Raw genomic sequence first — 12,487 nt, forward strand, 5'->3', positions numbered from 1 at the left:
TATACCTATTATACAGCAATTTTCATGCCAGACGTAATAATAATTTTTTATGTCTTTACATTCCAGGCAAAAACCGCGCCGGTACAGGAATGGGGAAAATGATCCCTCCATTCTGTCTCTTGACTGTAAATGTTGCAGCGTTGTATAATCAAAACAATGCAACATTTTCGCAACACAACATTTTTGCAACATCTATTATGATAAAACATGGGGGTAAACTATGATCCGTCTTTTATTTATTGTCCCGTATCCCGAGTTAAAAGATAAGGTAGAATACGTGGTTGCACATCATCCTGAGAGTCAACGGCTGAATGCGGATATCCGGGTGATGACAGTGGAGGATACGCTGGATGTTCCGGCTGACCAGTATGATGCGATCATTGCAAGGGGGTACTCGGCACTAAAAACATCTGCTAAATACACACAGATCCCTACGATAGGATTATCCATCTCAGGATATGATGTGGTGAGGGCCATTTCCGAATGCTGTGAGACCTACCATCCAAAAAAGATCGCAGTATGCGGATTCAGCGGGCAGATGTATGAGGTAAAGGATATCTGCCGTTTATTTAAGACAAGCGCGGAAGTCTATGCTCCCATCAATCCGGAGGAATTGCCCGCTACTCTGGAAAAAGCCAAAGCAGCGGGATGCGATGCCCTGATCGGCGGGTATTCAGCCAACATCCTGGCGCGGCAGTATAATATCCCGTCTGTTATAATACGGACAGGGGAGGATACGGTTTTGCAGACATTGGATGAGACTCTTCATACAGTGGACCAGATCCGCCAGGAACGGATCATTTCCCAGATGTATAAGACCATCATCTATTCATCCAAGGACGGTTTACTTTATGTGGATTCCGGGGGCGTAATCAAGGTGCGTAACCGGGTGGTGCGTCAGATGAATGGGGATATCAGCCTGATGAACCAGCCCCTAAAGCAGGTTCTTCCCTATCTTCATAAGATGTTCCTTTCCGTTGTTGCCAGCGGGCAGGGGGAAACAGGGCGGATCCTTGCTATTCCCGGAACCAAGGTTACCGTATCTGTGAGTTGTACGCCGGTCATTGCCAACAATGAAATGTCAGGAGTTATTTTCAATCTCTCTGACATTACTATGATCCAGGACCTGGAAAGCCAGATCCGGCGCAAGTTAAGCGAGCGGGGCTTCCAGGCCAAATATACCTTTGATGACATCATTTATCAGAGCAGTATTATTCACAATACCATAGAGAACGCCAAACGGTATGCTGACTCTGATTCCAATGTCATCATTGTGGGGGAGACGGGAACGGGCAAGGAGCTGTTTGCCCAAAGCATCCACAACAGCAGCCAGCGTAAAAATGGACCCTTTGTAGCGATCAACTGCGCGGCCCTGCCTGAGAATCTGCTGGAAAGCGAACTGTTTGGATATGTGGAAGGCGCCTTTACCGGGACAAGCAAAGGCGGGAAAATAGGGCTTTTTGAGCTGGCCCATGGGGGAACTCTTTTTCTGGACGAGATTGGGGAGATATCCCTATCCATTCAGAGTAAGCTTTTAAGAGTACTGCAGGAGAGACAGGTGCGAAGGATCGGTGACAATAAAGTGATTGATGTTAATGTGCGCATTATTTCCGCCACCAATAAGAGTATTGGAAAACTTTCCGAGCAGGGACTGTTCCGGAGAGATCTGATGTACCGTCTGGATGTGCTCCGCCTGTTCCTGCCGCCTCTTAGGATGCGGGAAAATGATGTGGAACTACTGTTTCTTCATCTGTTGAACGTGCACAGCAGGGAGAACCGCCTTCCGGTTCCCCGGCTGGAGACTGGGGCCCTTGCAACCCTTCACAATTATCCATTTATTGGGAATATACGGGAACTTAAGAATATAGTTGAACGTACCTGTGTGTTTAAGACTGGGGATTGTATTACAAAACAAAATCTTCAGGATGCCCTGTACCCACCGGACCTGGACGGGGGGCCGCTTCCTGCGCCTGCTCATTCTCTGCCGGACTCTCTTTCCCTGGATGAACCGGAGAGGCTGCGCACGGCTCTGAAGCAAAGCGGGGGAAGCCGGACGCAGGCGGCCAGGATCCTTGGCATGGACCGCTCTACTCTTTGGAGAAAGATGAAGAAATACGGATTGCAACAATGATGCGTTGCGATTTAAAACAATTGCAACAAATATTGGGGAATATTTAAAATTGGGACCAATGATTTGGGGATAGGAAAAAACGCAGATTTGTATGTATTTTAGCGGAGTTTTTTCCTGCCCCCATGTTTGATTGACTGATTTGGCACATTAATTGCTGTATATGTGGTTAGCATGTGAGACAGAATGCAATAACCACAAAGGAGAGATGAGGTATGAAGATTTGTGCAACAATGAAAAAGTTTCCGGGGGGAATGATGGTAATACCGCTGTTGCTGGGGTGTGTGATCAACACGTTTATACCGCAGGTGTTGGAAATCGGGGGATTTACAACCGGGCTTTTCAAAAACGGAACATCGGCACTGGTAGGACTGTTTATCCTGTGCAGCGGTGCAACCATCAGTTTTAAGCAGGCTGGTATGCCCCTTTACAAGGGTGCTGTCCTGACCGCACTAAAGTATATAATCGGTGTGTTGATCGGCTGGGGGCTGAACAGGGTGTTTGGGCCAGCCGGAATACTGGGGTTGACTCCATTGGCAGTTATTACGGCAGTTACCAACTCTAATGGTGCGATCTATACCGCTCTTGCAAAGGAATTCGGCGATTCCACGGATGTGGGAGCAATCGCGATCCTGTCCTTAAACGATGGACCGTTTTTGACAATGATCGCCCTTGGTGCAACCGGATTGGCAGAAATTCCGCTGATATCCATCATTGCTGTGATTGTACCCCTTTTTATCGGTATGTTTTTGGGAAATGCAGATGAGGAGTTTAAGATGCTTCTGACAAACGGACTTGCTATGCTGCTGCCGTTTAATGGATTTGTACTGGGCGCTAACATGAGCCTTATGTCAATCGTAAAGGCAGGTGCAGGCGGTATTGTCCTGGGACTTGTGACCGTTGTATGTACCGGTGTCCTGACCTATTACATCTACAGTGCGATCCGCCGCAAACCGGATCCCATGGGTATGGCTATTGGAACCACTGGCGGAAATGCAGTTGCAGTGCCGGCCTCTGTTGCAATGGCGGATCCATCCCTGAATCCTGTTGTGGAAGTGGCGACTGCCCAGGTTGCGGCATCTGTAGTTGTCAGCGCGATCCTAACTCCGCTGCTGACAGGGTATTTTTATAAAAAGGCACAAAAAAAACAAGCTGAGACAAGTGATAAGTAAGGAGCCGGATTATGGAACGATTATTAATAAAAGCAGGGACGATCATTAAAGGACAGGATTTAACTGAGGTAAAAAATGGTGCCGTATTAGTGGAAGACGGCAAAATCTCAAAAATTTATGAGCAGGTTACGGACGTAGAGGGACTGGAAGACGCGGTTACTATGGATGTGGGAGATAAGACTCTTATTCCCGGCATGATCGACTGCCACAATCACCTGGCCCTGGACGCCAGGATACCTAATCATCTGGTAAAGATGAGCGACTGTGAGGCGGAGCAGACATTGAGGGCAGTAAAAACCATGCATGACGACCTTCATGCCGGAGTCACTACGGCCAGATGCCTTGGAGACAAATATTACATTGATGTGACCTGCCGCCAGGCCCAGAGGGAAGGAAGGTTGGAGGGGCCAAGGCTGGTAGTCAGCGGAATTGGGATGAGAAGTCTTCACGGCCATGGTTACGTGGGCATGCCTCACTGCGGTGCGGAAGACTTTAGAAAGACATCCAGGGAAAATATTGCCAGAGGGGTGGATTTTCTTAAAGTCTTTATGACAAAGGTGATCAATGCCACACCATTCATCTATCACTTTATCACCCCGGAGGAGCTTCGGGCAGTGGTTGAGGAGGCAAAGAGCGTAAATATAACCACGGCATGCCATTGTTCCGGAGGTCAGGGGCTGGATGACTGCCTTACGGCGGGAATTGACTGTCTGGAGCATGTGTACTACATAACAAAGGAACAGGTAGAGCGGGTCAAGAAGATGGACCGGTGGGTGGTGTATACACCCAGTTATGCGCTGAATGACGATTTGCTGTTCAAGTTTTCGCCACATGACAAGGAGGGAAGCCTGAGAGAAAAAGAAATCATCTGCGGTTGTCTGTCAGAGGCCATTGCAGGCGGATTAAAGTTTGGAATCGGTACAGACGGGCTTCACGGCGGCCTTGCCAGGGAGGCCCAGTACATTGCACAGTTGGGAGCAAGCAACAGGAATGTGCTTGCAGGCGTTACCACCCAGGCAGCTAAGCTCTGTGGAGTGGACCAGATCACAGGTGCGGTCAAGGAAGGACTAGCTGCGGATCTGGTGATTGTGGACGGCAATCCTCTGGAAGATATAAAGGCCCTTTCCAGGGTAGAGCATGTGATCCAGGGTGGAAATGTAATTCGATAATAAAAAACTCACATTCAGGATGTAAAGGAGACTTATCAGTATGGATTATACAAATTTAATCAACAACACAACCGGAAAAACCTCCAAGGTAGGCATTATCGGCGCCACCCGCGGCTATGGCTACACGCTGCTTGCCCAGATCCCCAAGGTAAAGCATATGGATTTAAGGGTTATCTGTTCCCGGCATCCAGAGGAGTGCCTGGAGGTGTTAAAGGAAATCGGGTATGATGAGGACCAGATCATTTTCTGTGAGGGAAAGCCTGAGATCGAACAGGCGCCCAAGGAGGCTATCCTTATAGTCAGTGATTACCGCCTTGTGATGGAATGCGGAATCACTGCCCTTGTGGAGTGTACGGGAAATACGGCGGTCAGCTCTGACGCAGCCCTTGCAGCCCTTCGGGCAGGAGTTAATGTGTATATGGTTTCCAAGGAAACAGACAGTGTGTGCGGCCCCCTTTTGAACCAGGTGGCTGCAGAACATGGTGCGGTGTATGCACTGGTCAATGGCGACCAGCCCCGCAACCTTCTGGACCTCTATTCCTGGGCCATGCTTTTGGGCCTGGAGGTAGTGGCGGCCGGGAAGTCCAGCGAATATGATTTTGTGTGGGACAGGGAGACAGGGGAATTTACCTGCACGGATGGAAGCGGTGTTGTGGAGAAGATACCGCAGATGCAGGACTGCTGGTATTATAATGGCGTGGAAACACTGGATCAGCGCCGCAGCATACTGGAGAAATACACAGGAGTTATCTCCGCTGACCTTTGCGAGATGAACCTGGTTTCCAATATTACCGGACTTGTGCCCTCCTCTCCGTTTTTAAGCTATCCTGTGGCCAAGACCAGCGAACTGGCCAACATTTTCATTCCCGAGGAAGATGGAGGAATCCTTAAGAAGACAGGAGTAGTGGATGTGTTCTACAACCTGAGGGGTAAGGATGAGGCCAGCTTCTGCGGCGGAGAGTTCATTATTGTCAGGTGCGAAAACGAAAAAATGTGGGAGATCCTTAAGAGTAAAGGTCATGTGATGAGCAGAAACGACAAATACGTATGCATCTATTATCCATACCACTATATGGGCCTTGAGACTCCCATATCCATTCTCCTGGGAGACCTTATGGGGATCGGGACCCATCCTGAGTGCCGCCAGGTATCTGTTCTGGCCGGTGTTGCTGAGCGGGATCTGCCAAAGGGCACCCAGCTTACGGTACAGGGCCATCACCATGCAATCGATGGCCTGATTCCTGAACTTTTGGAAAGAACATCCGGCCAGGACCTTGCTCCGTTTTACCTGCTAAACGGAACAACCCTGCTCAGGGATGTAAAAAAGGGCGACCCCATCACCCTTGAGGATGTGGATCTGGCAGGTTTGGAGACATATAAGCTGTATGCCCAGGGTCTGGAAATCAAGTAGAACAGGGAAGATAGAACATATATAACAAAATAAGCTGAGTTAAAACAACCCGGCAGTAAGGTCTAAGAGATCACCTTTAGGAGATCGTACCTTACTGCCGGGTTGTTTTTAATTATGATACTTCCCGCAAAATTGCTTTTTTAAGCCTGAGAACTGAGAATGAATAGGCCGGAGCCTGGTAGGTAAATGTGTCCGCCCCATTGTCAAAGGTGCGGGTTACAGGGGAGACTTTCAGGGGCTCCTCAAGCGAATTTGTATCCTTTGGGCAACCGGTCAACAGCTCTGCCTCGTATATTGCCTGGATGGCGCAGTCCAGGCAGATCTCCACCGCCTCATGGGTCTTGTCAAAATTTACGATCTTTACATAGATATAGGTGTCATCCTCAGACGCAAGTTCAGCAATCATGGGATAGGGAACCATCTCAGCTGTCTGTACCAGCAGGCCGTTGAGGTAGCAGTCAAATCCCCCATGTCTTGTGACTACCTGGAAATGGTTGTATTCCCCGTAGCGTATGGGAAGGGGGATGGTTGAACCGAAGCAGCTGTAATTAAAACGGTTGACGGATGCAAACCGTCCCTGCCCCTGTTTGATGGACCATACATACCGGTCTGTATAAACAGGGTTCCAGGATGTATAAAAGGGATCGGTCTCATCCCTGGAGAACAGCATGGGAGTGCTGTGGGCCCATACGGCGATATCGATCTCCTGGTCCGGTGATAATAGCAGCACCTCCAGATCATAGGTGCAGTGTGATGTTTCTTCCTCCCCAAAGGTGACAAAGGCGGTATGCGGGGGGATATGCCCCATGTTGGGATAACCCTCCAGCTGGTCTGTGTAATCGGAGGTAAGCTCCAGGGAGCCATCCTCATGGTGCGTCACGCTGCCAATGATCCCATGGGAGAAACCAGCAGGGCGCCCGTCCACCTTTACATTCCGTACCCGCGTGCCTTCCTGGTAGGCAATGAGACCATTCAGACCTTCCGGTTCCGGGTAACCGTTTTTAACGTCCGACCGGGTACATAACAGCCTTTGGCCATGGCTTTTGGAAAGCATGGACAGGGCGTGGTAAAAGGGGATTCCGTAGCAGGCATGATTGTTAAAGGCGATCAGGTTGGGATACCATGCAGTATAATCCACGTTCTGGAACAGGGGCGCGTAGGCTGTGAGCCGGACAATGTCCTGATTTTTTTCAGCGTCCATGAGATACATGGTCTCTGCCAGGGCTGACTTCAGGTTGCCGATATCCAGTCCGCTGGTGACCGCATATTCCCCAATGAATATTTCAGGTCCGTTCCTGTGGTAATCACAGTATTTTTTGGCAGCGGTCACAAATGTGTCTGCCGTGCTGTACAGGTGTTCATCCACGATCTGGGTGGGAAGTCCCAGCTTTTCCGTGTGGGTGTTGGATATCAGTTTCAATTGGGGGTAACGCTGGTGGATCGCATGATAAAATTTCTCGTACCTGGAAAAGTATACTTCCCTGTCATTTTCATTTCCGATTTCCAGGTAAGTTAGCTTAAACGGCTCCGGGTGGCCTGCCTGGGCGCGCAGTCTGCCCCACCTGCTGCGGGCAGGGGCGATAGCGTAGTCAATGGCGTCAAAGGCTTCCCGGATCCATTGTTCCAGCTCCTCCCCCTCAAAGAACTCTGGTTTTCTTCCCTGGCAGGTAAGGCCGCAGTTGACCACGTACATGGGTTCTAAGTCCAGATCCTCGCAGATCTGCAGGTATTCATGGTATCCCAGGCCATTGGTGGTGCGGTAATGCCACATCAGGTTGTGGCTGGGGCGTTCCCATACAGGGCCGATCATATGGGGGAAGCGGATCGCGGTTTCCTTGGTAAAGCCTTCCACAATACATCCTCCGGGAAAACGCAGGAATCTGGAATGGGTATTCTTAAGCATTTCCATCAGGTCTTTTCTCATTCCGTGTCCCTTGTAGGTATCCCGCGGCATCAGGGAGATAAAGCCGATCATCAGGGTTCCCCCGCTGTCGGATCTCAGTGTGAAACGGGCATCCGGATCCGTCTGGTCAGGGCAGAGGGAAAGATCAAAGCGGGTGTATTCAGGCGCATCTATATCCAGGGATTCCCTGGCATAGACATGGCAGTCTGCGGATTCCAGATTGACGGACAGCTTTACCCTGCCTTTGGCAAACAGGTAAAGATCATAAGATTGCCCCTGAACCAGAGACAGGCCCCGAAAACCGATGTTGGTTACAGAACCTCCTGGTTCAAATGTCAGGCCCAGGGCTGCCAGCCTGTTTGCGTTTAACCTGTCCTCAACATTCAATTCCATGGAGACACCGTGGGCGTACCAGGCCGGAACAGGGGTTTTTTCAATCCCTTCCAGCCAGCGCTCTAAGCCTTCTCCGTTATTAAACTGGTCCCTCCATCCCTCAGGTGTTACAAATCCATAGGTTCCCTTAAGGGGTTCACAACGTTTGGGAAGGATGGAATCTTCAAATGCCCGGTTGCGGAGCATTTCCGGGTAAAGCCCCCCGTCCCCTGAATGGTTGATATCCTCGAAAAAAAGCCCATAAAAGTCCGGCGCTGTGTCAAACAGTGCCTTTTTTGTACAAATCTTGATAGAACTCATTGTGGTCACGCTCCTTACTGTTGGTATGCTGCCTGAAAACAGGTTTTTGTTACGTATGATAAGTAATGAAAGCAAAATCAATGCCAAACGTAAAAAGGCTGTGATACCGGCAGCATTTGCATAAAAACCCCCTTTTGTTTTCATGGCCAAGTGTTACATGGTCTGTTCATTGCGTTCGGGCGTTGCAACGGTTTGAACATGCCGGGATACCCTTTCTCGTATTTATGTGCCTTAAAGGCGGTAAAAACGTGATAGGAAAGGATAGGATCCTTCAGATTTGCATTGGCATGATATTTGCGAGAATATAAACCATAGAACGAGATGAGCAGAACTTAGAGAGAAGTGTATGAGAGATGTATATTATATAGAGAGTGGTCATTGCAATGTGGCAAAAGGTTCTGACATTGCATGAGATGAACCATTGTGATAAAATTCAGAAAGATGTGAGAAAATTTGCTATGAATAATCTGATTTTCAGCCTTTAATCTGTTATACCCGTATTCCTTGTAATGATTGTGGGATATTGTTTGTCAAAATGCAAAATGATAGACCAGTCTTTTGTGGGCCAGATGGGATGGATTATGGCCGGCTCCTTGTATAAGGTGGTCATCACACCGCTGGCATTTGTCATTCCCATGACGTGGCTGGGATTCAGTTCCGAGCAAATTGCAACTGCCTTTGTTTTATTTTCAGTTCCGTCTGCCATGAATGCATATATTGTGACGAAAAAGATGGGCGGGGATGGAGAACCGGGAGCCGCAGTTATTGTGGCTGCCATGTTTTTGCCTGTCCTCACCATGCCTGCCGGCATATGGCTCATCAGGTCAGCGGGCATTATATAGGGAGGTCTGATATGAAACAGTTTTTTAATGTAGATAATATTATTTTCAGAGGAATCAGCAAATGGATGGATTATATATTTGTAAGCTTCCTGTGGTTTGTGTTTTCCATACCCCTGATCACCATGGGAGCTGCCACGGCAGCTCTTTATCATACATCAGGGCAATGTCTTATATCTGACAGGGGGTATATCTTCCGGTCATTCTGGGGCAGTTTTAAGAACAGCTTCAGGCAGTCAACCATGTTGGCAGCAATCCTGGGGGTGTTATTCGGGGCGATCCATTTGGATATGAACCTGGTAAGGGGGCAGGCGGCTATGAAAATGCTCCAGACCCTATTTGTGGCTGCCAGGCTGCTCTTTCTAATGATAGGCGTTTATGTGTTTCCGTATATTTCTAAGTACAGGGTGGGAATGGTTCAGATCATAAAAGATTGCGTCTGTCTTTGCGTACTGAGTCTTCCATGGACTATTCTTCTCACCCTTATACTGACAGCAGCCCTGTGTCTGATATCCATTATACCGGGAGCGATCCTCATTATGCCGTCCTGCGTGGGAGTGTTTTTTAACCTGATCCTGGAGCGGATCTTCAGCAAGTACGGGGATAACGGGGGGAGGGAGGAAGATTGAGGAAAATTACATATTTTGTCCCTTATCCGGAGCTGATACCCGTGGTGAGGTGGCTTATGGACCAGCCGTGTTACCAGGGGATATTTGTCAATGCATCCATCCAATATTTTCCAATAATGTATGACGTGGAGGTGGAAGATGACTGCGATCTGGTAATTGCCAGGGGCTATTCCATCCATGTGATACGGGAACGGTTCAGCGGGGCCATTGTGGAGATCCCCATAACGGGCAGCGATATTGTCAAGGCCATTGCCCAGTGCAGGAAGAATACAAATTGTCAGAAGATAGGGCTGATCGGGGATTATTCAAACATGAAGGATATCCAATCCATGAGCTCTCTTTTTAATATTAATTTTGTGGTCTACGTGATCGACAATCCGGACCAGATCGAGGACATGGTAAAACGTGCCATAGAAGAAGGCTGTGACGCTTTGATCAGCGGCAGCCATGCAAATAAGTGCGTGATTAAAAATGGGTTCAAGGTCTACTCCGGTATTATAGAAAACAGTGAGGAGGCCATTGCACGGGCGCTGAACTCAGCGGCCAGCCTTTTAAAGAATATGGAATATGAGGCCAGCCAGATGGAACTTTTAAGACTGTTGGCTGAAAATGTAACGGACGGTCTTATATTTGTGGATGATAGGGAGCGCATAAGGATAGCCAACGCCAATGTGGGAAGGATATTCCCAAACAGGCGCCCGGTGGCCGGAAAGGGATTCCAGGAGGAGTTTTCTTTTATGACCCGCAATTATCTGAAGGCATGCAGGGAAAAGCAGCATCTGGACAATGAGATCTACCGGACCAGGGATATGAACATTGCGGTGGATTTTACCCCGGTGATGATCGAGGATAATTACAAAGGCATGATCATCACTATCCGCGACATTGGAAGGCTGCAGCAGAGGGAGGCGCAGATCCGCACAAAGCTGAATGAGATGGGCCTTTACGCAAAGTACCAGTTTTCTGATATCATCCATCAAAGTCCTGTGATGGAGCATGTGATCCAACGGGCAAGGAAATTTGCATCGGTCACCTCCAATGTGCTGGTATATGGTGAGACGGGAACAGGTAAGGAGCTGGTGGCACAGAGCATACACAATGCCAGCAAGCGGAAAAACGGCCCCTTTGTGGCCATTAACTGTGCGTCCTTTCCCGAGAACCTGCTGGAGAGCGAGCTGTTTGGCTATGAGGAGGGGGCGTTTACCGGCGCGGTCAAGGGCGGGAAGGCCGGACTGTTTGAACAGGCGCACAACGGCACCCTGTTTTTGGACGAGGTATCGGAGCTGCCTGTCAGTTTCCAGGGAAAACTTCTCCGGGTCCTGCAGGAGCGGGAAGTGCGGCGTGTGGGAGGAAAACGGGTGGTTAAGATTGATGTGAGGATCATTGCAGCCACCAATAAAAACCTGAAGCAGATGATCCAGGAGGGACTTTTCAGGGAGGATCTGCTGTACCGGCTGGATGTCCTGAACCTTTCCATACCGCCTCTCAGGAAACGGAGGGAGGATATCAGGCTTCTGGCTGAGTATTTTCTGCTAAAATACAAAGAGCAGTTTGAGACATGTGCGGACCATTTTACCGGACATGCGGTTGAACTTCTATGCGGTTATCCTTTTAGGGGAAATATACGGGAGCTGCGCAACATTGTGGAACGTCTCAGTGTTACTGTTCAGGACGCAACAGTCCATGCCTCGGATGTGGAGGAATCCCTGGGTCTGAATGACACGGATACGCAGCCGTATCCGATCCAGCATCCAGGCCAGATGCCTCCCGTGTACCAAGATTCCCCGGCGGATCCGATATATGCCAAGGAAATCCGGAAAGAGGAGGTCGTAAGTCTTTTAAAGGAGTGCGGCTATAATAAGAGCGAGGTGGCCAGGCGGTTAGGCATCAACCGGACAACCCTGTGGAGAAAGATGGGGAAAATGGGTCTGTTATAACCAATCTGTTCGTGTTCAAGAAGCAACGTTCAGGGCAACGGAAAAAGGCAACACATCCAGGAGATGGGAGAACGGTTCGTAACGTTCTCCTGTTTTTTGGTTTTGGGAAAAGCATGGATAAACAAGGTTTTTGGGGTTCTTTGCCTCAACGGTAAGGTCATATCCGGGAGTTGGCACATTGTTTGCTTATTATTATGGCATCAAGATAATAAGCCTGCAAATAAAAAGTCAAGCTAAATTTTAAAGAACATTGAAAAATTTATACAGGTTGAAAAGTGGGTATCAAAATAAGACCGCCAGGATATGCCGGTCTAAAAACAGGTTTTACGTGTTGGTTATTCCGATGCCGGAAGAGAAGCAAGATATTCTTTCACTCGCCCATAGTAAATACGTAAAAATTTATTGGCACCTGCGGTCATGTAAACATAGTAAGGTTTACCTTGTGCGCGCTTCTTGTCCATGAATAGATAAACGGGATCATCCGGTTTGGTTTTAATTAGAACATCCATGACCTGGTACAGTGTTTTGCGTAAAGCGGGTGAGCCATGCTTGGAAACATGCACACTCTTCTGAGAATAATCCCCGGAATCGTTCACACCGGGGTCT

General features: G+C 48.8%; 9 protein-coding genes. 7 read left to right on the top strand and 2 right to left on the bottom strand.

What is annotated here, in order from left to right; translation table 11 throughout:
- The first annotated feature begins 220 nt into the window (after window positions 1-220).
- The 4 genes from HMPREF9469_RS29540 (at window position 221) to HMPREF9469_RS29555 (ending at window position 5,880) form a co-directional block, all read left to right on the top strand.
- Entirely contained in the window at window positions 221-2,131 is a 1,911-nt protein-coding gene (locus HMPREF9469_RS29540) for a sigma 54-interacting transcriptional regulator (protein WP_007871295.1), read from the top strand.
- 212 nt (window positions 2,132-2,343) lie between these two features.
- The gene (locus tag HMPREF9469_RS29545) at window positions 2,344-3,300 is read left to right on the top strand and encodes a 2-keto-3-deoxygluconate permease (RefSeq protein WP_007871298.1); all 957 of its coding nucleotides are present in this window, start codon (window positions 2,344-2,346) and stop codon (window positions 3,298-3,300) included.
- 11 nt (window positions 3,301-3,311) lie between these two features.
- Complete coding sequence (locus HMPREF9469_RS29550) at window positions 3,312-4,469, top strand: amidohydrolase family protein (RefSeq protein WP_007871301.1); 1,158 nt, start codon at window positions 3,312-3,314, stop codon at window positions 4,467-4,469.
- A gap of 40 nt (window positions 4,470-4,509) precedes the next feature.
- Window positions 4,510-5,880 carry a hypothetical protein gene (locus HMPREF9469_RS29555; protein WP_007871304.1) on the top strand — a complete coding sequence of 457 codons (1,371 nt, stop codon included), beginning with the start codon at window positions 4,510-4,512 and terminating at the stop codon, window positions 5,878-5,880.
- A 112-nt stretch (window positions 5,881-5,992) separates the two neighbouring features.
- Here HMPREF9469_RS29555 and HMPREF9469_RS29560 read toward each other — a convergent pair whose 3' ends face one another.
- Window positions 5,993-8,476: an alpha-L-arabinofuranosidase C-terminal domain-containing protein gene (locus HMPREF9469_RS29560; protein WP_007871308.1), complete on the bottom strand. Its 2,484-nt coding sequence runs from the start codon at window positions 8,474-8,476 to the stop codon at window positions 5,993-5,995.
- 527 nt (window positions 8,477-9,003) lie between these two features.
- Between HMPREF9469_RS29560 and HMPREF9469_RS29565 the strand changes: the two genes are divergently transcribed.
- The 3 genes from HMPREF9469_RS29565 to HMPREF9469_RS29575 are packed head-to-tail and all read left to right on the top strand — an operon-like array spanning window position 9,004 to window position 11,881.
- The gene (locus HMPREF9469_RS29565; protein WP_147329403.1) at window positions 9,004-9,318 is read left to right on the top strand and encodes an AEC family transporter; all 315 of its coding nucleotides are present in this window, start codon (window positions 9,004-9,006) and stop codon (window positions 9,316-9,318) included.
- A gap of 11 nt (window positions 9,319-9,329) precedes the next feature.
- A complete protein-coding gene (locus HMPREF9469_RS29570; RefSeq protein ID WP_007871313.1) occupies window positions 9,330-9,944 on the top strand; it encodes a YesL family protein in 615 nt (204 codons plus the stop codon).
- Window positions 9,941-11,881: a sigma 54-interacting transcriptional regulator gene (locus HMPREF9469_RS29575; protein ID WP_007871315.1), complete on the top strand. Its 1,941-nt coding sequence runs from the start codon at window positions 9,941-9,943 to the stop codon at window positions 11,879-11,881. The genes HMPREF9469_RS29570 and HMPREF9469_RS29575 overlap by 4 nt, the downstream gene beginning before the upstream one ends.
- 335 nt (window positions 11,882-12,216) lie before the next feature.
- Here the strand turns inward: HMPREF9469_RS29575 and HMPREF9469_RS29580 are convergent.
- A partial coding sequence (locus tag HMPREF9469_RS29580; protein WP_007871316.1) for a transposase occupies window positions 12,217-12,487 on the bottom strand: 271 nt, incomplete at its 5' end.

It is taken from the genome of [Clostridium] citroniae WAL-17108, from assembly GCF_000233455.1.
Lineage (GTDB): Bacteria > Bacillota > Clostridia > Lachnospirales > Lachnospiraceae > Enterocloster > Enterocloster citroniae.

Bases quoted from the DNA above. Each gene is read 5' to 3' on its own strand.
- HMPREF9469_RS29540 (WP_007871295.1), top strand. From the start codon at position 221: ATGATCCGTCTTTTATTTATTGTCCCGTATCCCGAGTTAAAAGATAAG.
- HMPREF9469_RS29545 (WP_007871298.1), top strand. From the start codon at position 2,344: ATGAAGATTTGTGCAACAATGAAAAAGTTTCCGGGGGGAATGATGGTA.
- HMPREF9469_RS29550 (WP_007871301.1), top strand. From the start codon at position 3,312: ATGGAACGATTATTAATAAAAGCAGGGACGATCATTAAAGGACAGGAT.
- HMPREF9469_RS29555 (WP_007871304.1), top strand. From the start codon at position 4,510: ATGGATTATACAAATTTAATCAACAACACAACCGGAAAAACCTCCAAG.
- HMPREF9469_RS29560 (WP_007871308.1), bottom strand. From the start codon at position 8,476: ATGAGTTCTATCAAGATTTGTACAAAAAAGGCACTGTTTGACACAGCG.
- HMPREF9469_RS29570 (WP_007871313.1), top strand. From the start codon at position 9,330: ATGAAACAGTTTTTTAATGTAGATAATATTATTTTCAGAGGAATCAGC.